Source organism: Pseudomonas sp. NPDC089407 (genome assembly GCF_044900445.1).
Classification (GTDB): domain Bacteria; phylum Pseudomonadota; class Gammaproteobacteria; order Pseudomonadales; family Pseudomonadaceae; genus Aquipseudomonas.
This window is the reverse complement of the sequence record NZ_JBJDNB010000005.1, coordinates 47,398-68,275: the sequence shown is the minus strand read 5'-3', so window position 1 is coordinate 68,275 and position 20,878 is coordinate 47,398. Positions and strand designations below refer to the sequence as shown.

General features: G+C 64.2%; 19 protein-coding genes. 15 read left to right on the top strand and 4 right to left on the bottom strand.

Annotation, left to right across the window (positions count from 1 at the left end; genetic code table 11):
• Positions 1-14 precede the first annotated feature (14 nt).
• From ACI2KG_RS05875 to ydcS, 4 genes are all read right to left on the bottom strand, one after another.
• The gene (locus tag ACI2KG_RS05875; protein WP_201205718.1) at positions 15-821 is read right to left on the bottom strand and encodes an ABC transporter permease; all 807 of its coding nucleotides are present in this window, start codon (positions 819-821) and stop codon (positions 15-17) included.
• The gene (locus ACI2KG_RS05870) at positions 811-1,722 is read right to left on the bottom strand and encodes an ABC transporter permease (protein ID WP_404661190.1); all 912 of its coding nucleotides are present in this window, start codon (positions 1,720-1,722) and stop codon (positions 811-813) included. The genes ACI2KG_RS05875 and ACI2KG_RS05870 overlap by 11 nt, the downstream gene beginning before the upstream one ends.
• Complete coding sequence (locus ACI2KG_RS05865; RefSeq protein WP_404661189.1) at positions 1,719-2,756, bottom strand: ABC transporter ATP-binding protein; 1,038 nt, start codon at positions 2,754-2,756, stop codon at positions 1,719-1,721. The genes ACI2KG_RS05870 and ACI2KG_RS05865 overlap by 4 nt, the downstream gene beginning before the upstream one ends.
• Before the next feature lie 139 nt (positions 2,757-2,895).
• A complete protein-coding gene (ydcS, locus tag ACI2KG_RS05860) occupies positions 2,896-4,047 on the bottom strand; it encodes a putative ABC transporter substrate-binding protein YdcS (RefSeq protein ID WP_404661188.1) in 1,152 nt (383 codons plus the stop codon).
• A gap of 217 nt (positions 4,048-4,264) precedes the next feature.
• On the opposite strand from ydcS, the gene ACI2KG_RS05855 reads away from it, so the two are divergent.
• The 15 genes from ACI2KG_RS05855 to ACI2KG_RS05785 all read left to right on the top strand — a co-directional run bounded on the left by ACI2KG_RS05855 (position 4,265) and on the right by ACI2KG_RS05785 (position 20,860).
• A complete protein-coding gene (locus ACI2KG_RS05855; protein WP_404661187.1) occupies positions 4,265-4,945 on the top strand; it encodes a tellurite resistance TerB family protein in 681 nt (226 codons plus the stop codon).
• Positions 4,946-5,366: 421 nt separating this feature from the next.
• A complete protein-coding gene (locus ACI2KG_RS05850; protein ID WP_404661186.1) occupies positions 5,367-6,989 on the top strand; it encodes a methyl-accepting chemotaxis protein in 1,623 nt (540 codons plus the stop codon).
• A 5-nt stretch (positions 6,990-6,994) separates the two neighbouring features.
• Complete coding sequence (locus ACI2KG_RS05845; RefSeq protein WP_404661185.1) at positions 6,995-7,501, top strand: chemotaxis protein CheW; 507 nt, start codon at positions 6,995-6,997, stop codon at positions 7,499-7,501.
• Complete coding sequence (locus tag ACI2KG_RS05840) at positions 7,498-8,772, top strand: CheR family methyltransferase (RefSeq protein ID WP_404661184.1); 1,275 nt, start codon at positions 7,498-7,500, stop codon at positions 8,770-8,772. Before ACI2KG_RS05845 ends, ACI2KG_RS05840 begins: the two co-directional genes overlap by 4 nt.
• Positions 8,769-9,434, top strand: coding sequence for a chemotaxis protein CheW (locus ACI2KG_RS05835; protein ID WP_400615614.1), 666 nt, complete (start codon positions 8,769-8,771; stop codon positions 9,432-9,434). Before ACI2KG_RS05840 ends, ACI2KG_RS05835 begins: the two co-directional genes overlap by 4 nt.
• Positions 9,431-11,752, top strand: a complete 2,322-nt coding sequence (locus tag ACI2KG_RS05830) for a hybrid sensor histidine kinase/response regulator (protein WP_404661183.1) — start codon at positions 9,431-9,433, stop codon at positions 11,750-11,752. Before ACI2KG_RS05835 ends, ACI2KG_RS05830 begins: the two co-directional genes overlap by 4 nt.
• Positions 11,749-12,762: a Wsp signal transduction system protein-glutamate methylesterase WspF gene (gene wspF / locus ACI2KG_RS05825; RefSeq protein WP_404661182.1), complete on the top strand. Its 1,014-nt coding sequence runs from the start codon at positions 11,749-11,751 to the stop codon at positions 12,760-12,762. Before ACI2KG_RS05830 ends, wspF begins: the two co-directional genes overlap by 4 nt.
• A 51-nt stretch (positions 12,763-12,813) precedes the next feature.
• The gene (gene wspR, locus ACI2KG_RS05820) at positions 12,814-13,818 is read left to right on the top strand and encodes a Wsp signal transduction system regulator diguanylate cyclase WspR (RefSeq protein WP_400615622.1); all 1,005 of its coding nucleotides are present in this window, start codon (positions 12,814-12,816) and stop codon (positions 13,816-13,818) included.
• A gap of 218 nt (positions 13,819-14,036) precedes the next feature.
• Positions 14,037-15,132 (top strand): peptide chain release factor 2 gene (gene prfB / locus ACI2KG_RS05815; protein WP_400735007.1). Its coding sequence is split into 2 segments (ribosomal slippage): positions 14,037-14,108 and positions 14,110-15,132, totalling 1,095 coding nucleotides; the frame shifts between segments, so codons are not numbered across the junction.
• Positions 15,133-15,224: 92 nt separating this feature from the next.
• Positions 15,225-16,727 (top strand): lysine--tRNA ligase, encoded by a 1,503-nt coding sequence (lysS, locus tag ACI2KG_RS05810; protein ID WP_012270790.1) that lies wholly within the window; start codon positions 15,225-15,227, stop codon positions 16,725-16,727.
• A 213-nt stretch (positions 16,728-16,940) separates the two neighbouring features.
• A complete protein-coding gene (locus tag ACI2KG_RS05805; protein ID WP_201205756.1) occupies positions 16,941-17,645 on the top strand; it encodes a TetR/AcrR family transcriptional regulator in 705 nt (234 codons plus the stop codon).
• Positions 17,646-17,673: 28 nt separating this feature from the next.
• On the top strand, positions 17,674-18,222 hold the full coding sequence (locus tag ACI2KG_RS05800) for a hypothetical protein (RefSeq protein WP_404661181.1): 549 nt from the start codon (positions 17,674-17,676) through the stop codon (positions 18,220-18,222).
• A gap of 142 nt (positions 18,223-18,364) precedes the next feature.
• A complete protein-coding gene (locus ACI2KG_RS05795; protein ID WP_404661180.1) occupies positions 18,365-19,642 on the top strand; it encodes a flavohemoglobin expression-modulating QEGLA motif protein in 1,278 nt (425 codons plus the stop codon).
• Positions 19,614-20,537 carry an alpha/beta hydrolase gene (locus ACI2KG_RS05790; protein WP_404661178.1) on the top strand — a complete coding sequence of 308 codons (924 nt, stop codon included), beginning with the start codon at positions 19,614-19,616 and terminating at the stop codon, positions 20,535-20,537. The genes ACI2KG_RS05795 and ACI2KG_RS05790 overlap by 29 nt, the downstream gene beginning before the upstream one ends.
• Positions 20,534-20,860 carry a hypothetical protein gene (locus ACI2KG_RS05785; protein ID WP_125857655.1) on the top strand — a complete coding sequence of 109 codons (327 nt, stop codon included), beginning with the start codon at positions 20,534-20,536 and terminating at the stop codon, positions 20,858-20,860. The genes ACI2KG_RS05790 and ACI2KG_RS05785 overlap by 4 nt, the downstream gene beginning before the upstream one ends.
• Positions 20,861-20,878 lie beyond the last annotated feature (18 nt).

Genomic DNA, 20,878 nt, shown 5'->3' with positions numbered 1-20,878 from the left:
GAACTCCTCCAGGGTCATTTGCCACTGCCCGCCACGCTTTCGCCGCCACGGGTCAGGTAATAGGCGCCAAGGATCGGCAGCATGGTGACCAGCATCACCAGCATGGCGACCACGTTGGTTACCGGCACGTCGCGCGGGCGGCTGAGCTGGTTCAACAGCCAGATCGGCAGGGTGCGTTCGTGGCCGGCGGTAAAGGTGGTGACGATGATTTCATCGAACGACAGGGCAAAGGCCAGCATGCCGCCAGCCAGCAGTGCCGAGCCGAGGTTGGGCAGGATGATGTAGCGGAAGGTTTGCCAGCCATCGGCGCCGAGGTCCATCGAGGCTTCGATCAGGCTCTGCGAAGTCCGCCGCAGGCGGGCGATCACGTTGTTGTAGACGATCACCACGCAGAAAGTGGCGTGGCCGACCACGATGGTGAACACCCCGGGCTCTATGCCCAGGGCCTTGAACGCCGAGAGCAGGGCGATGCCGGTGATGATGCCAGGCAGGGCGATAGGCAGAATCAGCATCAGCGAAATGCTCTCCTTGCCGAAAAAGCTGCGCCGGTACAGCGCCGCCGAAGCCAGTGTGCCCAGCACCAGCGCGATCAGCGTGGCCAGGCAGGCCACTTGCAGCGACAGCTTGATCGCCTCAAGCACATCGGGGCGGGCGAAGGCCACGGCAAACCACTTCAGGGTAAAGCCCTTGGGCGGGAAGCTGAAAGCGGCGTCTTCGGTGTTGAAGGCGTACAGGAAGATGATCAGGATCGGGAAGTGCAGGAACACCAGCCCGCCCCAGGCCGCCAGGCGCAGCCCCGTAGACGCTTTTTCAGAGTGCATCGAAGGCCCCCAAGCGTTTGACGATGGACAGGTACACGGCGATCAGCACGATCGGCACCAGGGTGAAGGCGGCGGCCATCGGCATGTTGCCGATCGCCCCTTGCTGGGCATAGACCATGCTGCCGATGAAGTAACCCGGCGGGCCGACCAGTTGCGGCACGATGAAGTCGCCCAGGGTGAGCGAGAAGGTGAAGATCGAGCCGGCGGCAATGCCGGGGATCGACAGCGGCAGGATCACCTGCCAAAAAGTTTGCCCGGGGCGGGCGCCGAGGTCTGCCGAGGCCTGTAGCAAGGACGCTGGCAAGCGCTCCAGCGAAGCCTGGATCGGCAAGATCATGAACGGCAGCCAGATGTACACGAACACCATGAAACGCCCCAGGTGCGAAGTCGACAGGGTGCTGCCACCCACGCCCGGTACCGTCAGTACCAGCTGCAGCAGGCCGTCCAGATGCAGCTGCTGGACGAACCACTGAGCCACCCCGCCCTTGGCCAGCAGCAGGGTCCAGGCGTAGGTCTTGACGATGTAGCTGGCCCACATCGGCATCATCACCGCAATGTAGAAAAACGCCTTGGTCTTGCCGCTGGTGTAACGCGCCATGTAGTAGGCGATGGGGAAGGCCAGCACGGCGCTGGCCAGCGACACCGCCACCGCCATGCACAAGGTGCGCAGGATGATGTCGAAGTTCGACGGGTTGAACAGCGCGGCGAAGTTGCCCAGGGTCATGTCCGGGGTGACCGCCATGGTGAAGTCGTCGAAGGTGTAGAAACCTTGCCACAACAGGTTCAACAGCGAGCCCAGGTAGATCGCGCCGAACCAGGTCAGCGGCGGAATCAGCAGCAGTGCCAGATACAGGTTGGGGCGCCGGTACAGCACGTTGGACAGGCCGCGCAGGGTGCTCATGGCAACGGCCCTGCGGTGTCTTGCAGCACGGTCATTGCCTCGCGTGGCCAATGTGCCTGCACCCGTTGCCCGGGTTGCCAGGCCTGTGCCTGTGCCTGCCAGCGGTCGTTGGCCTGGCTGACTGCAAGCAGTTGGCCATTGTCCAGTTGCAACTCGTAGCGGGTGGCGCTGCCCTGGTACTGCACATCGCGCAACAGCCCGCTGACCTGCACTTCATGGCTGGTTACCACCGGGTCGCCCAGGCGGATATGTTCGGGGCGGATGGAGAACGGCGCCGAGTTGCCGTTGAGTGCCATGGCCAGTTCGCCACGCAGCACGTTGGAGGTGCCGACGAACTCGGCGACGAAGGTGGTGGCGGGCTTCATGTACAGGTTGCGCGGGGTGTCGACCTGCTCGATGCGACCGCGGTTGAACACCGCCACTCGGTCGGACATCGACAGCGCTTCGGTCTGGTCGTGGGTGACAAAGATGAAGGTGATGCCCAGTTGACGCTGAAGCTTCTTCAGTTCGCCCTGCATCTGTTCGCGCAGTTTCAGGTCTAGCGCGCCGAGCGGCTCGTCCAGCAGCAGCACCCGCGGCCGGTTGACCAGCGCCCTGGCCAGGGCCACGCGCTGGCGCTGGCCACCGGATAGCTGCGCCGGTTTGCGTGCGCCATAGCCGGCCAGGGCGACCATCGCCAGGGCTTCTTCGGCGCGGCTGTGGCGTTCGGCCTTGGCCACGCCTTTTACTTTCAGGCCGTAGGCGATGTTGTCGAGCACATTCATGTGCGGGAACAGCGCGTAGTCCTGGAACACGGTGTTGACGTCACGTTGGTAGGGCGGCACGCCGGCGGCCTCCACCCCGTGAATGCGGATCGAACCGCTGGAGGGTTGTTCGAAGCCGGCGATCAGGCGCAGGCAGGTGGTCTTGCCCGAGCCGGACGGGCCGAGCATGGAGAAGAACTCGCCATCGATGATGTCGATGCTGACCTGGTCGACGGCCTTGACCTCGCCGAAGGTGCGGGAAACCTGGGTGAACTGGACGGCTAGGGGCATAAGCGGTTCTCTGTTGTTCTTGTGTTGCCTGTACCGGCCCTATCGCCGGCAAGCCAGCTCCCACAGGGACCACACAGGACTCAAGACTTGTGCGGTACCTGTGGGAGCTGGCTTGCCGGCGATGCAGGCGAAGAAACCCTCAGCGCCCACCCATGATCGCAATGTAATCCTGGGTCCAGCGGCTATACGGGACGAACTTGCCCCCTTGGGCCTGCGGGGTTTTCCAGAAGGCGATCTTGTCGAAGTTGTCGAAACCGTTGGTCTTGCAACCCCCGGCCCCCAGCAGCTCACTGCCGGTGCATGCCGCCGGCACTGCCGGCAACGAACCGAACCAGGCGGCCACGTCACCCTGTACCTTCGGCTGCAGCGACCAGTCCATCCACTTGTAGGCGCAGTTGGGGTGCTTGGCCTCGGCGTGCAGCATGGTGGTGTCGGCCCAGCCGGTCGCACCCTCCTTGGGAATGGTCGAGGCCACCGGCTGGTTCTCGGCCTTCAGGCCGTTGACCATGTAGCCCCACGAGCTGGAGGCGACCACGCCTTCGTTCTTCACGTCGCTCATCTGCACCGTGGCGTCATGCCAGTAACGATGGATCAGTGGCTGCTGCTGGCGCAGCAGTTCGAGCACCGCCTTGTACTGTTCTTCATTCAGCTCGTACGGGTCCTTGATGCCCAGTTCGGGTTTGGCCGACTTCAGGTACAGCGCCGCGTCGGCGATGTAGATCGGCCCGTCGTAGGCCTGCACGCGGCCCTTGTTCGGCTTGCCGTCAGGCAGGTCCTGCGGCTCGAACACCACGTTCCAGCTGGTGGGTGCCTGCTTGAAGGTGTTGGTGTTGTACAGCAGCACGTTCGGCCCCCACTGGTACGGGGTGCCATACACCTGCTTGTCGACCACGTACCAGCCACCGTTCTGCAGGCGCGGGTCGATGTTCTTCCAGTTGGGGATCAGCGCGGTGTTGATTGGCTGGACCCGCTTGCCGACGATCAGCCGCAGCGAGGCATCGCCCGAGGCGGTGACCAGGTCGTAGCCGCCCTTGGTCATCAGGCTGACCATCTCGTCCGAGGTGGCGGCAGTTTTCACACTGACCTTGCAGCCGGTTTCCTTCTCGAAGCCGGTCACCCAGTCGTAGGCCTTATCGCTCTCACCGCGCTCGATGTAGCCGGGCCAGGCGACGATATCCAGGCGCCCCTCGCCGGGCCCCAGGGCCTTGGGCGGCTCGGCGGCCTGCAGGCTGGCGCTGGCCAGCACGGCGCAGGTGGCGGCGCCGAGCAATGCGGTCTTGTGCACTGACATGTTGTTCCCTCTTTATTGGCGATCTTGTTCGGGGCAGACATCAAGCAAGCAGTGAAGCAATCGTTATAAGCGTAGTGCGCGGGTGCGAGGTATTGGCGATATCGAGTCTAGTTGGCTTTTGGCCCGCTAACGCAACATCCGGAAGCAAATCCTCGCTGGCGCGGGATTCGCCAAGCCTTACTCTGGCGGTTGAATTCCGTTATGTGGAGACGCGCGCATGAATACCCGTGGCCTGCTTGACCAACTGCTCCGATCCGGCCAGCAACTGCTCGACAAGAAAGCCGGCCCGGCCAACGCCAGTGGTGCTGCCGGGGGCCTTGGCGGGCTGCTGTCGGGGGCGGGTGGTGGCCTGTTGGGCGGTGGTGCCCTGGGCCTGTTGCTGGGGAGCAAGAAGGCCCGCAAGTATGGCGGCAAGGCATTGACCTACGGTGGCCTGGCCGCACTGGGCGTGCTGGCCTACAAAGCCTATGGCAACTGGCAGGCCAACCAGCAGGTGGCCGCCGCCGAGCCGCAGACCCTCGACCGTTTGCCCCCGGCCCAGGCCGAGCAGCACAGCCAGGCGGTACTGCGCGCGCTGGTGGCGGCGGCCAAGTCCGATGGCCATATCGACGAACGTGAACGGGCGTTGATCGAGGGTGAGTTCACCCGCCTGGACAGTGACCGCGAACTGCAGCACTGGCTGCATGCCGAGCTGAACAAACCGCTGGACCCGGCCGAAGTGGCCCGCGCCGCGCAAACGCCGGAAATGGCCGCCGAGATGTACCTGGCCAGCGTGATGATGGTCGACCAGGAGAACTTCATGGAGCGTGCCTACCTGGATGAGCTGGCCCGCCAGCTGCGGCTGGACCCGGGGTTGCGTCAGGAGCTGGAGAGCCAGGTGCGGTTGGCTGGCGTGTGATTGGTTCCTGTCTCGGGATATGAGGTGGTGCACAGATCGAGCGCCGCCCGCGCGGCGCTTCGCGGCACAAGGCCGCACATCTGTTTCGGGCCAGTCACTCCTGTGAGGTCACCGCTGTCCGCCTTGTTTGTTCACCTCAAAATTGAAGGTGCCGCCTGCGCTTTCCTGCAATCCCCAGCCATGCACCCAGGGCGCGAGTGCGGAGCAAGCAGGAATAACTGGCCTGAAACAGATGTGGGAGCGGCCTTGTGCCGCGAAGCGCCGCGCGGGCGGCGCTCGATCTCACAGGCGCTGAATCTGTCGAGGCGAGCACCTGGTGGCCTTGACGCCTCATCCCCTCACTTCACCCGCAAAACCCCAAGGCCTCTAGGCTATACTTCGGCGATTTTTCCCGCTCGTTGTGAATTCCTGAGGGCTGAATGTGAAGAACTGGACCTTGCGCCAACGGATCCTGGCAAGTTTCGCCGTGATCATTGCCATCATGCTGCTGATGATCGTGGCCGCCTACTCGCGGTTGGTGGCCATCGAAACTGCTGAGGAGGCGGTGGGCACCGACAGCATCCCCGGGGTCTACTACAGCTCGATGATCCGCAGCGCCTGGGTCGACAGTTACGTCACCAGCCAGCAGTTGGTGGGGCTGTCCAACCGCCGCGAAATCACTTCAACCGACATGGAGCTGTTCAAAGGTTTCGAAGACCGCTTGAAGCAGCACATGGCCAGCTACCAGTCCACCATCCAGGACCAGGACGACCAGGACCGTTTCAACCAATTCATCCAGCTGGAAGAAACCTACGTGAAGATCGTTGGCCAGGTGCTGGACGCCTACCGCCAGCACAACTACGACGAAGCGCAGCGGTTGATCACCGAGGTGCTCACACCGGCCTGGGTGGAAGGGCGCAAGCACCTGAACGAAGTGATCGAACACAACCGCGCCGCCGCCGACGCGGCCACCAACGATATCGTCAGCGCAGTGAGTACGGCCAAGGGCAGCATGATGGTTTCGCTGTTGCTGGCAATCGTCGCGGCCGGTATCTGCGGCCTGCTGCTGATGCGCGCCATCACTGCACCCATGCAGCGTATCGTGCATGCCCTGGATAAACTGCGCTCGGGCGACCTGAGCGTGCGCCTGAGCCTGGACCGCAAAGACGAATTCGGTGCCATCGAAAGCGGCTTCAACGAAATGGCCGAGGCCATCGCCACCCTCGTAGCCCAAGCCCAGCGCTCGTCGGTACAGGTGACCACTTCCGTGACCGAAATTGCTGCCACGTCCAAGCAGCAACAGGCCACCGCAACCGAAACCGCCGCCACCACCACCGAAATCGGCGCCACCTCGCGGGAAATCGCCGCCACTTCGCGTGACTTGGTGCGCACCATGACCGAGGTCACTTCTGCCGCCGACCAGGCTTCCAGCCTGGCAGGTTCCGGCCAGCAGGGCCTGGCGCGCATGGAAGAAACCATGCACCAGGTGATGGGTGCTGCCGACCTGGTCAACGCCAAACTCGGCATCCTCAACGAAAAGGCCAGCAACATCACCCAAATGGTGGTGACCATCGTCAAGGTCGCCGACCAGACCAACCTGCTGTCGCTCAACGCCGCCATCGAAGCGGAAAAGGCCGGCGAGTACGGCCGCGGCTTTGCCGTGGTGGCCACCGAAGTGCGGCGCCTGGCCGACCAGACCGCCGTGGCCACCTACGACATCGAGCAGATGGTGCGCGAGATCCAGTCGGCGGTGTCGGCCGGGGTCATGGGCATGGACAAGTTCTCCGAAGAAGTGCGCCGCGGCATGTTCGAGGTGCAGCAGGTGGGCGAGCAACTGAGCCAGATCATTCACCAGGTGCAGGCCCTGGCGCCGCGCGTGCTGATGGTCAACGAAGGCATGCAGGCCCAGGCCACCGGCGCCGAACAGATCAACCAGGCGCTGGCCCAGCTCAGCGATGCCAGCACCCAGACCGTCGAGTCGCTGCGCCAGGCCAGTTTTGCCATCGATGAGCTGAGCCAGGTGGCCGCCGGCCTGCGTGGCGGCGTGTCGCGCTTCAAAGTCTGACCGTGATGAACGACTTGCAACCGCACGGCGCGCGGGCGGAAAACGCCAAGGGGGCGCTGTACCTGCAGTTTCGTATCAAGGACCAGCGCTTTGCCCTGAGCGTGCACGAGGTCATCGAGGTGCTGCCGCGTCAGCCGCTCAAGCCCATTGCCCGGGCACCGGCCTGGGTGGCGGGCATTGTTGCCCACCGCGGCTTGCTGGTACCGGTCATCGACCTTGCCGCGTTGAGCTTTGGCACGCCAGCGGCGCACCGCACCAGCACGCGCCTGGTACTGGTGCATTACCGTGTCGGCCTGCAGCTTGGCCTGATCCTGGAACAAGCCACCGAAACCCTGCGCTGCCAGCCCGAAGAATTTCAGCCTTATGGGGTGCACAGCGGCCAGGCGCCGTACCTGGGGCCGGTGCGCCAGGATGCCCAGGGGCTGTTGCAGCGCATCGAGGTCAATGACCTGCTGCCCGAGGCCGTGCACGAATTGTTGTACACGCAAGACCCGACAGGGATGCCGACATGATCGAACAGCGTTTCTTCCGCTTCTTGCGCGAGCGCATTGGCCTGGACGTGGACTCGGTGGGCGCGCCCATGGTCGAGCGTGCGTTGCGCCAGCGTTGCGTGGCCGTGGGCGCCACGGACCTGGACGATTACTGGCTGCGCCTGCAGCAGTCGAACGACGAGCAACAGGCACTGATCGAGGCGGTAATCGTTCCGGAAACCTGGTTCTTCCGTTACCCCGAATCCTTCACCGCGCTGGCCAGCCTGGCGCACAAACGCCAGGCCGAACTGGCCGGGGCACGCCCGCTGCGGCTGCTCAGCCTGCCATGCTCGACTGGCGAGGAACCCTATTCGCTGGCCATGGCTTTGCTCGACGCCGGCATGGCACCGGCTGCGTTCCTGATCGACGGCATGGACATCAGCCCCGGTTCGGTGGCCAAGGCCGCGCATGCGGTATATGGGCGCAATGCCTTCCGTGGCAGCGACCTGGGCTTTCGCGAGCGCCATTTCGAGGCCCTCGACGAGGGCCACCGCCTGCATGAGCGGGTGCAGCAGCAAGTCAGCCTGCAAGTGGGCAATGTGCTCGACCCGGCGCTAAGCAGCCGTGATGGCCTGTACGACTTCGTATTTTGCCGCAATTTATTGATTTATTTCGACGTGCCCACCCAGCAACGCGTGTTCGAAGTGCTCAAGCGCTTGCTGCACCCACAGGGCGTGCTGTTCATCGGCCCGGCCGAGGGCAGCTTGCTGGCACGCCTGGGCATGCGCCCGCTGGGGGTCGCCCAGTCGTTTGCCTACGTACGCCAGGAAGGCGCCAGCGCGCCATTGTCAGCGCCACCGCCGCCACCCGCCAGGCGCACGATGGCGGCGCCGGTGGTACCGGCTTACCCGCCGCCGAATCCGCCAATGCCACGCCCGTTGCGTGTGCTGCCGGTGGTGGCCAAGCCAGCGCCGGCCCATGAGTACCAGCACGAGGCCGCCAGCGAGTTGCTGGCAAATATTGCCCGGCTGGCCAATGCCGGTGCCAGCGAGCAGGCCCGGGCCGAATGCCAGCGCTATCTGGGCCAGTTCGCGCCCTCGGCGCAGGTGTACTACTGGCTGGGGCTGCTCAGTGATACCGAAGGCGATGCGCAACAGGCGCTGACGCACTATCGCAAAGCGCTGTACCTGCAACCGCAACACCCCGAGGCGTTGGTGCACCTGGCGGCCCTGCTGGCGGCGCAGGGTGACCTGGCCGGCGCTCGGCGCCTGCAGGAGCGGGCGGCACGGGCTGGCCGGGAGCCTGAACGATGAACAGTGAATCCGCGATGCAGCTGCTGGCTGAGGATGACGCGCACATCGACGACTGCTGGAACCGTATTGGCGTGCATGGCGACAAGCAATGCCCGCTGCTGGAGCGGCATGTGCATTGCCGCAACTGCGAGGTGTATGCCGCAGCGGCCACACGGCTGCTCGACCGCTATGCGCTGATGCAGGATCACCCGGCCGCAGCGCAGCCGGCGGTCGAGGACCACGCTGGCCGCTCCATGCTGCTGTTCCGCCTGGGCGAAGAATGGCTGGCGCTGGCGACCGCATGCCTGGCCGAAATCGCCCCGTTGCAGGCCGTGCACTCGCTGCCGCACCAGCGCTCGCGCCTGCTGCAGGGGGTAGCCAACGTGCGCGGCGCACTGGTGCCGTGCCTGTCGCTGGCTGATTTGCTGGGTGTGCAGGCTGGCGCTGCCGAGCAACGAAGCGGCCGGGCGATGCCGCGCATGCTGATTTTGGCCAGCGAAGGTGGGCCGGTGGTGATGGCCGTCGAGGAAATCGATGGTATTCACCGGCTCGATCCACTGCTGCTGGGCAGTGGCCAGGACGCCACGCGCTTTACCGCCGCCGTACTGCAATGGCGTGGGCGCAGCGTACGGGTGCTGGACGATCAACACTTACTGTCTGCCGTGCAGCGGAGCCTGTCATGACCCCAGAGCAAATGCGCGACGCATCGTTGCTCGAGCTGTTCAGCCTGGAGGCCGAGGCGCAGACCCAGGTGCTCAGCGCCGGCCTGATGGCACTTGAGCGCAACCCTACCCAGGCCGATCAGCTCGAAGCCTGCATGCGCGCCGCCCACTCGCTCAAGGGCGCTGCGCGTATCGTCGGCGTGGACGCAGGCGTCAGCGTCGCTCACGTCATGGAAGATTGCCTGGTGGCCGCCCAGGAGGGCCGCCTGCGGCTGAGTGCCGAGCATATCGACGCGCTGTTGCAGGGTACCGACTTGCTGATGCGTATCGCCACGCCAGGCGATAGCGGGGCGCAGGCGACCCTGCCGGTGTTCCTTGCGCAAATGGCCAGCCTGCTCGACCCAGAGGCGCCCGCCGTGCCTGCACCGCCTCCGGCTGCAGGGGTGCAACCCGCGGAGCCCCTGGCGCCGTCGCCGCTCGCCTTGCCACCTGAGCCGCTGCGGTTACCCAGCGAGCCGTCGGAGCCAGAAGCAGAGCCAGAGCCTGAACCGGCCTTGCGGCGCAAGGCTGGCAAGCGCGGTGGCGAAGGGGGGGAGCGGGTGCTGCGGGTCACCGCCGACCGCCTCAACAGCCTGCTCGACCTGTCCAGCAAGTCGTTGGTGGAAACCCAGCGCCTCAAGCCTTACCTGGCCACCCTGCAGCGCCTCAAGCGCATGCACGGCCAGGGCATGCAGGCACTCGACGGCTTGCGCATGCAACTGGAGGACAGTGGCCAGAGCAGCGAAGTGCTCGAAGCCTTGGCGCAAACCCAGCGTCTGCTGGCAGAAACCCAGCAGATCCTGCAACAGCAGGCGGCCGACCTCGACGAGTTCGGCTGGCAGGCCAGCCAGCGCGCGCAGTTGCTGTACGACACCGCCCTGGCTTGCCGGATGCGGCCGTTTGCCGACGTGCTGGCCGGCCAGAGCCGCATGGTCCGCGACCTTGGCCGCTCGCTGGGCAAGCCGGTGCGGCTGGTGGTGGACGGGGAAAAGACCCAGGTCGACCGCGATGTGCTGGAAAAGCTCGAAGCGCCGTTGACCCACCTGTTGCGCAACGCCGTCGACCACGGTATCGAAGCGCCGGAACGGCGCCTGTTGGCGGGCAAACCGGACGAAGGCGTAGTCCGCCTGCGCGCCTCGCACCAGGCCGGCATGCTCAGCCTGGAACTGATCGACGACGGCGCCGGTATCGACCTGGAGCGCCTGCGCAGCAGTATTGTCGAGCGCGCCCTGTCGCCTGCCGATACGGTGGCGCGCATGAGCGAGGCGGAGCTGCTGACGTTCCTGTTCCTGCCCGGTTTCAGCCTGCGCGACAAAGTTACCGAAGTGTCCGGGCGCGGCGTCGGGCTGGATGCGGTGCAACACATGATCCGCGAGTTGCGCGGCTCGATCGAGTTGACTCAGGTGGCGGGGCAGGGGTGCCGCTTCCATCTGCAGGTGCCGTTGACCCTGTCGGTGGTGCGCAGCCTGGTGGTCGAGGTGGGCGGCGAGGCCTACGCCTTCCCACTGGCCCATATCGAGCGCACCCTGGAAGTGACCGCCGAACAGATCGTGCAGATCGAAGGGCGCCAACACTTCTGGCACGAGGGCCGGCACATCGGCCTGGTGGCAGCCAGCCAGTTGCTCAACCGCCCAATCGGGCAAAGCGACGAAGCCAGCCTGCGGGTGGTGGTAATCCGTGAGCGCGAGCAACTGTACGGTGTGGCCGTGGAGCGGCTGGTGGGCGAACGGGTACTGGTGGTGATGCCGCTCGACCCCCGGCTGGGCAAGGTGCAGGACATCTCTTCCGGCGCGTTGCTGGATGATGGCTCGGTGGTGCTGATCGTCGATGTCGAGGACTTGCTGCGCTCGGTGGAAAAACTGCTCAGTACCGGTAGCCTGGAGCGCGTCGAGCGCGGCAACAGCGCTGCCCGTGGCGTGGCCCGCAAACGCATCCTGGTCGTCGACGATTCGCTGACCGTGCGCGAACTGCAGCGCAAGCTGCTGGGCCACCGTGGCTACGACGTGGCGGTGGCGGTGGATGGCATGGACGGCTGGAACGCCCTGCGCAGCGACGACTTCGACCTGCTGATTACCGATATCGACATGCCGCGCATGGACGGTATCGAGCTGGTTACCCTGGTGCGCCGCGACCAGCGCCTGCAATCGTTGCCAGTGATGGTGGTGTCCTATAAAGACCGTGAGGAAGACCGACGGCGTGGCCTGGATGCTGGCGCCGACTACTATTTGGCAAAGGCCAGTTTCCACGACGATGCGTTGCTGGATGCTGTGGTGGAGCTGATCGGAGGTGCTCAGGGATGAAGATCGCCATCGTCAATGATATGCCAATGGCTGTGGAGGCACTGCGCCGGGCGCTCGCTTTCGAGCCCACACACCAGGTGGTGTGGGTAGCCAGCAATGGCGCCGAGGCGGTGCAGCGCTGTACCGAGCAACTGCCGGACCTGATCCTCATGGACCTGATCATGCCGGTCATGGACGGCGTCGAGGCAACCCGGCGGATCATGGCCGAAACCCCGTGTGCCATCGTCATTGTCACGGTCGACCGCCAGCAGAACGTGCACCGGGTATTCGAGGCCATGGGCCACGGTGCGCTCGATGTGGTCGATACCCCGGCACTGGGCGCGGGTGACCCCCGCGAAGCGGCAGCCCCCTTGCTGCGCAAGATCCTCAATATCGGCTGGCTGATCGGCCAGCAGCGTGTGCCGGCCGCGCGCCCGGTGGCTGCGCCGCTGCGCGAAGCTTCGCAGCGCCGCGGCCTGGTGGCGATCGGCTCGTCGGCCGGTGGCCCGGCGGCCCTGGAAGTACTGCTCAAGGGGTTGCCGCGGGCGTTCCCGGCGGCCATCGTGCTGGTCCAGCATGTCGATCAGGTGTTTGCCGCGGGCATGGCCGAATGGCTCAGCAGTGCCGCCGGCCTGCCGGTGCGCCTGGCCCGTGAAGGCGAGCCGCCGCAGCCGGGCCAGGTGCTGCTGGCCGGTACCAACCACCATATTCGCCTGCTACAGAACGGCCAACTGGCCTACACTGCCGAGCCTGTCAATGAAATCTACCGGCCCTCGATCGATGTGTTCTTCGAGAGCGTGGCGCGTTACTGGAGCGGTGAAGCGGTAGGGGTTCTGCTCACCGGCATGGGCCGCGATGGTGCACAGGGCCTGAAACAGATGCGTCAGCAAGGCTTTCTGACGATCGCCCAGGACCAGGCCAGCAGTGCCGTGTACGGCATGCCCAAAGCCGCTGCGGCCATCGATGCCGCAGTGGAAATCCGCCCGCTGGAACGCATAGCCGGGCGCTTGATGGAAATTTTCGGAAAATGACGACATGTATTGAATCACGCCGCCAAGCCGGTAGTGATCGGGTGAGCAGCTATGAGTGATTTACCGATCGAAGGTTTTGCGAGCAGCAACGACAACTCGGCGATGGTGCTGCTGGTCGATGACCAGGCCATGATCGGCGAGGCGGTGCGGCGTGGTCTGGCCAACGAGGACAACATCGACTTCCACTTCTGTGCCGACCCGCACCAGGCGGTGGCGCAGGCCATGCGCATCAAGCCCACGGTGATTCTTCAGGACCTGGTCATGCCTGGGCTGGATGGCCTGACCCTGGTGCGCGAGTACCGTAACAACCCGGCCACCCAGGACATTCCGATCATCGTCCTGTCAACCAAGGAAGACCCGCTGGTCAAGAGTGCGGCGTTTGCTGCCGGTGCCAACGATTACCTGGTCAAGCTGCCCGATACCATCGAACTGGTGGCACGCATTCGCTACCACTCGCGCTCCTACCTGACCTTGCTGCAGCGTGACGAGGCCTACCGTGCCCTGCGCGTCAGCCAACAGCAATTGCTGGATTCCAACCTGATGCTGCAGCGGTTGATGAACTCCGATGGCCTGACCGGGCTGTCCAACCGTCGTCACTTCGACGAATACCTGGAGCTGGAATGGCGCCGGGCCATGCGCGAACAGCAGCAGCTGTCGTTACTGATGATCGACGTCGACTACTTCAAGGCCTACAACGACAGCTTCGGTCACTTGGCCGGCGACGAAGCCTTGCGCCAAGTGGCCGAGGCCATCCGAGGGTCGTGCTCGCGGCCGACCGACCTGCCGGCGCGCTACGGTGGCGAAGAGTTCGCCCTGGTCCTGCCCAACACCTCGCCCGGCGGGGCGCGGCTGGTGGCCGAGAAGCTGCGCCAGACCGTGCTCGGCCTGGGCATCCCGCACACTGCGCCGGTGGCGGACTCGTTCCTGACCGTGAGCATTGGCCTGGCCACCCAGACCCCAGCCGTTGGCAGCCATTGCCGGCAGCTGATCTCGGCAGCGGACAAGGGCCTGTACCAGGCCAAGGACGGCGGGCGCAACCAGGTCGGCATAGCCTGACAGGGCCCTATCGCCGGCAAGCCAGCTCCCACAGGTACAGCACTGTCCTTGAGGTCTATGCAGTACCTGTGGGAGCTGGCTTGCCGGCGATGAGGCCGGGACAGGTGCCAGAAGTCATTCAAACGATGCCACTTCTACCGCCCGGCGGGTCTGCCGCCCTGCGGCGGACTCGGTTATACTCGCAGGCTTTTCACCGAATTCGTGCGAGTAGCCAGCCCATGGAAATCCAACCGATCCTGAACACCATCAAGGACCTCACCGAGCGTTCCCAGTCAATTCGGGGGTATCTTTGACTACGATCACAAGCATGACCGCCTGATCGAAGTCAACCGCGAGCTGGAAGACCCCAACGTCTGGAACAAGCCCGAGTACGCACAGGCCCTGGGCCGCGAGCGTGCCATGCTGGCGCAGGTGGTCGAGACCCTGGACAAGATGTCCAATGGTCTGTCTGACTGCAAAGACCTGCTCGACATGGCCGTCGAGGAAGAAGACGAAAGCGCCGTGGGCGACGTCGTGACCGAGCTGGAAGGCCTGGAAGAAAGCCTGGCCCAGCTTGAGTTCCGTCGCATGTTCAGCGGCGAGATGGACATGAACAACGCCTACCTGGACATCCAGGCCGGCTCCGGTGGTACCGAAGCGCAGGACTGGGCCAACATCCTGCTGCGCATGTACCTGCGCTGGGCCGACAAGCGTGGTTTCGATGCCACCATCATCGAGCTTTCCGAAGGTGAAGTGGCCGGCATCAAGGGTGCGACCGTGCACATCAAGGGCGAGTACGCCTTTGGCTGGCTGCGTACCGAAATCGGTGTGCACCGCCTGGTACGCAAAAGCCCGTTCGACTCCGGCGCCCGTCGCCACACCTCGTTCTCGGCGGTGTTCGTCTCGCCCGAGATCGACGACAAGGTCGAGATCGATATCAACCCGTCCGACCTGCGCATCGATACCTACCGCTCCTCCGGTGCCGGTGGTCAGCACGTAAACACCACCGACTCGGCGGTACGTATCACCCACGTGCCGACCAACACCGTGGTGGCCTGCCAGAACGAACGCTCGCAGCACGCCAACAAGGACACCGCCATGAAAATGCTGCGGGCCAAGTTGTACGAGCTGGAAATGCAGAAGCGCAACGCCGCTTCGCAGGCACTGGAAGACAGCAAGTCGGACATCGGCTGGGGCCACCAGATCCGCTCCTACGTGCTGGATGACTCGCGTATCAAGGACCTGCGTACCGGCGTCGAGCGCAGCGACTGCAACAAGGTCCTGGACGGCGACATCGATCAGTACCTGGAAGCGAGCCTCAAGCAGGGCCTGTAAGCCGCACACCACTGCCGCGCTACCGGCCAACCGCCGGTAGCGCGTGCCCTGCCCGAAAAGGGCAACGAATACCTGATGGAAAGAATGACGACATGAGCGACCTCAAGACCGAATCGCAAGACCTGCAACAGGAAGAAAATGCCCTGATCGCCCTGCGCAAGGAAAAACTGGCCGCCGAGCGCGCCAAGGGCAATGCCTTCCCCAATGACTTCCGTCGCGACAGCTACTGCAACGACCTGCAGAAGCAGTACGCGGACAAGACCAAGGAAGAGCTGGAAGCAGCCGCGATCCCGGTCAAGGTGGCTGGCCGCATCATGCTCAACCGTGGCTCGTTCATGGTCATTCAGGACATGACTGGCCGCATCCAGGTCTACGTCAACCGCAAGACCCTGCCGGAAGAAACCCTGGCAGCGGTCAAAACCTGGGACCTGGGCGACATCATCAGTGCCGAAGGTACCCTGGCCCGTTCCGGCAAGGGCGACCTGTACGTCGAGATGACCAACGTGCGCCTGCTGACCAAGTCGCTGCGCCCGCTGCCCGACAAGCACCACGGCCTGACCGACACCGAGCAGCGCTACCGCCAGCGTTATGTCGACCTGATGGTCAACGAAGAAACCCGCCACACCTTCCGTGTGCGTTCGCAGGTGATCTCGCACATTCGCAAGTTCCTCATCGAGCGCGACTTCCTCGAAGTCGAAACGCCGATGCTGCAGACCATCCCGGGCGGTGCCGCGGCCAAGCCGTTCGAAACCCACCACAACGCCCTGGACATGGCCATGTTCTTGCGCATTGCGCCAGAGCTGTACCTCAAGCGCCTGGTGGTTGGCGGCTTTGAAAAAGTGTTCGAGATCAACCGCAACTTCCGTAACGAAGGCGTTTCGACTCGTCACAACCCAGAATTCACCATGCTCGAGTTCTACCAGGCCTACGCCGACTACCGCGACAACATGGACCTCACCGAGGAACTGTTCCGCGAACTGGCGCAGCTGGTACTGGGCAGCACCGATGTGCCATACGGCGACAAGGTGTTCCACTTCGGCGAGCCGTTCGTGCGCCTGTCGGTGTTCGACTCGATCCTCAAGTACAACCCTGAGCTGACCGCTGCCGACCTGCAGGACGTCGACCGTGCCCGCGACATCGCGAAGAAGGCCGGTGCCAAGGTGCTGGGCCACGAAGGCCTGGGCAAATTGCAGGTGATGATTTTCGAAGAGCTGGTCGAGCACAAGCTGGAGCAGCCGCACTTCATCACCGAGTACCCGTTCGAAGTGTCGCCGCTGGCCCGTCGCAACGACGACAACCCGGCCGTTACCGACCGCTTCGAGCTGTTCATCGGTGGCCGCGAAATCGCCAACGCCTACTCCGAGCTCAACGATGCCGAAGACCAGGCCGAGCGCTTCCTGGCCCAGGTGGCCGAGAAGGACGCCGGTGACGACGAAGCCATGCACTACGACGCCGACTTCGTGCGTGCCCTGGAGTACGGCATGCCGCCGACTGCCGGTGAAGGCATCGGCATCGACCGCCTGGTCATGCTGCTGACCAACTCGCCGTCGATCCGCGACGTGATCCTGTTCCCGCACATGCGTCCGCAGGCTTGAGTGAATTGAACAAGCCGCCTTTCGAGGCGGCTTTTTCTTGCCTGAAGCATTATGTTGTCTGTACCGGCCCTATCGCCGGCAAGCCAGCTCCCACAGGGACCGTACAAGTTTCAGGCTCTGTGCAATACCTGTGGGAGCTGGCTTGCCGGCGATAGGGCCGGTACAGGCTGCATATGACTCGAACCATGAGGTACCCCACCCGTGACACCCGCCATGCCTGACCAGGGCGCCGCCGGCATCGCCACCGCCGTCGCCGAAAGCGTGCAATACCAAGGCCGCAAGACTGCCCGCCAAGGCAGCGAGCAGCGCCGCCAGCTGATCCTCGACGCCGCCATGCGCATTGTCGTGCGCGACGGCGTGCGCGGTGTGCGCCACCGCGCCGTGGCCGCCGAGGCCGGTGTGCCATTGTCGGCCACCACGTATTACTTCAAGGATATCGAGGACCTGCTCACCGATACCTTCGCCCAGTACGTCGAGCGTAGCGCCGCTTACATGGCCAAGCTGTGGGCCAACACCGAAGTGGTGTTGCGCCAGTTGCTGGCCCAGGGCGATGGCAGCCCGCAGGCGCGGGCGCGGCTGGCGGACGAAGTGGCGCGCATGACCGCCGACTATGTGCAGCGCCAGTTGCTCAACCGCCGTGACTTCCTGATGGCCGAGCAGGCCTTCCGCCAGGAGGCGCTGCTGTGCCCGCGCCTGGCCGAGTTGGTGTGCGCCCATGAGCAGATCTTGCTGCACGGCACCCGGCAGTTGCTGCAGGTGGTGGGATCGCGGCAACCGGAACAGGACGCCCAAATGTTGACGGCGATTATCGAGCAGATGGAATATCAGGGCCTGCTCAAGGATGCCGATGCGCAAGCCGATGGGCAGATGCTCGCTATGCTTACCCGATACTTGCAACTGGTGCTGGCATCGGCCTGAGCGAGACCGACTTTTCAAGGAGAACCTGATGAAAGCCTGGCGTGTGGTGTTGTTGACTTTGTCATTCCTGCTGCTGGGCGGTTGTCTGGTGACCTTCCATGAGCCGTTGCCGAGCAACCAGGCGGCGCCCAAGGCCTTGCTTGGCATGTGGAGCAGCAAGGACGCCTGGGGCGAGCCGCTGAAGCTTGTGATCAGCCGCAGCGGTGCCGGTGCCTACAAGGCGGTGGCCACGGCCAAGGGCAAGGCCCCTGAAGAATATGTGTTCACCGTGTCGCGCCACGGCAACCGCTGGTACTTGTCGGCCGGCGTGCCCAAGCGCCTGGGCGGCAATTTCCTGATCGGCGGGTTCGACATCGTCGATGGCAAGGAACTGGTCGTGTACAACCTGGATGTCGAGCAGGTGCAGCAGGCGGTGGACAAGAAGGAACTGACCGGGCGCAGTACCGAGGTGCCGGAAGACAACGGCGACGGCGTGCTGATCGACAGCCCGTCGGCGCGGGTGCTGGCGTACCTGGACGACCCGGCCAACTCCGACCTGTTCGTCGAAGTGGCGCGGTTCCAGCGGTCCGGCAAGTAATTACCTGTGCCGGCCCTTTCGGGGCTAAAGCCGCTCCTACATCGATATCACAGCCTTCAGCCCTGATGCAGTCGTTGTTGTAGGAGCGGCTTTAGCCGCGAAGAGACCGGCACAGGTTTCTTGTACTAAAAAGGAGTCCCCGGTGGACGAATACCAGCAAACCATCCGCGCCCTGTCCGACCGCATCGTCGCGGCGCAGACCCCGATCCGGGTCCTGGACGCGGTGAAATGGGACGACAACATTCGCCAGGGCTTCCTCAAGGCCAAAGGCAAGGAGCCGCCAGCAGTCGACCGCGTCTATTACCAGTCGCGCCCGCTGGCGTTTGACTCCAGCGCGGTCAAGGCCGAGTTCCAGGGCATCGAGCGCGACATCATTCGCCAGCTCGGCCAGTTCAACCCGGTCGGGCAGATCATGAAACGCATGTGCCGCGAATACCGCATGGTGGTGCGCATGCTCGAAGCGCGCGGTACCGAGGACTTCGGCCTGATCTCCCAGGAGCTCTACGGCGCGGCCTCGGATGCCTTCCATGCCGGTGACCCGACCCTGGCCGACCTCGGCATGATGTTCTCCGACTACCTGAACAACATCGACGGCCGGGGCGACCTCAAGGACGAACCGAAGAACCTGACAGCCAAAGAGGCCGTGGACATTCTCCAGCGCCGGCTGAACAAGGTATTCGGCGAGGCCGAGGAGACCATTCGCGTATTCGAATCTGACGGCATCGTCGCCGATGCGGCGGCCGGTGCCGACTACATCAAGGTGCGCGCCGACGCGATGTTCAACGTCCGCGACGTGCGCGCCCTGGAGGTGCACGAAGGGCTGGTGCACGTGGGCACAACGCTGAACGGCCAGAACCAGCCGATCTGCACGTTCCTGGCCAAAGGGCCGCCGTCATCGACCGTTACCCAGGAAGGCCTGGCCATCCTCATGGAGGTGATTGCCTTTGCCTCTTACCCCAGCCGCCTGCGCAAGCTCACTAACCGCACCCGCGCCATCCATATGGTGGAGGAGGGCGCCGATTTCCTCCAGGTGTACAACTTTTTCCGCGCCCAGGGCTTCGAGATGGAACAGAGCTACAGCAACGCCAGCCGGGTGTTCCGTGGCTCGGTACCCAATGGCCTGCCATTCACCAAGGACTTGTCCTACCTCAAGGGCTTCATCATGGTTTACAACTACATTCAGTTGGCCGTGAAGAAGGGCAAGCTTGAGCAGATTCCGTTGCTGTTCTGTGGCAAGACCACCCTGGAAGACATGCGCACCCTGCGCCAGCTGGTAGAGGAAGGCCTGGTCGAGCCGCCCAAGTACCTGCCCGAACAGTTCCGCGACCTCAACGCGCTGTCGGCCTGGATGTGCTTCTCCAACTTCCTCAACCACCTGAGCCTGGATCGCATTGAAGCCGACTACGCGAACATTCTCTGAGTCCTGCCGCCTGCTGGTGCTGGGCCTGGCCCTGCTGGGCCTTGCCGGCTGCAGCAGCCTGTTGTTCTACCCCGAACCTGGCCAGGCCTTCACGCCTGAACGGGCCAAGCTGCAATACCGTGATGTCACCCTTGTGACTGCGGACGGCCTGCGCTTGCACGGCTGGTGGCTGCCGGCCAAGGCCGGGGTCGAGGTCAAGGGCACGGTGCTGCACCTGCATGGCAATGGCGGCAACCTGCCAGGCCACCTGGGGGCCAGCTACTGGTTGCCAGAGCAGGGTTATCAGGTGCTGATGATCGATTACCGCGGCTATGGCTTGTCCGAGGGCCAGCCGAGCCTGCCAGCCGTGTACAAGGACATCGATACGGCCATGGCCTGGCTGGACCAGGCCCCCGAGGTCAAAGGCAAGCCGCTGGTGCTGCTGGGGCAGAGCCTGGGCGGCGCCCTGGCCATTCACTACCTGGCCGCTCATCCCGAGCAGCGCCAGCGCTTCAGCGCGCTGGTGTTCGATGGCGTGCCGGCCAGTTACCGTGCGGTGGGGCAATATGCCCTCAGCACCTCATGGCTGACCTGGCCGTTGCAAGTGCCGTTGTCGTGGCTGGTGCCGGACGGCGACAGCGCGATCCGCTCGATCGAGCAACTGAGCGGCCCGCCCAAGCTGTTCTTCCACAGCATCGACGACAACCTGGTGCCGATGGACAACGGCATCCGCCTGTACCAGCACGCACCACCGCCGCGGGTGCTGCAACTGACCCGAGGTGGCCACGTGCAGACCTTCGCCGACCCGACGTGGCGCCACGTGATGCTGCGTTTCCTCGATGACCCCAGCCATTTCAACGGCCTGCGGCGGCTTGCCGAAGTGCCCAATTTCCCTGACGAGAAGAACAAGCAATGAGTGAAGAACGCAACGCCATCCCGCTGATCCTGACCGGCGTCGGTAGCATCATCGTGACAGTGGGGGCCTTGTGGTACTACGGTTACCTGCATTTCGCCAAGCCCGAAGATGCCCTGCTGCTGCAGGACTTCACCATGCTCAAGACCATCCCGGGCGAGGATTACAAGGTATCGCTGGACCCGGCGCCACAGGTGGCCCAGTGCCTGGATGGTGTGCTGGTGCTGTTCGACACCCAGCAAAAAGGCCTGACCGGCGTGCTGGTGGACAACCGCAAGCGCGCGGTGCGCTGCATGGGTGAGGAAACACCGCAGCAGGTGCAGTGAGGGGGCGACTTGATTTTT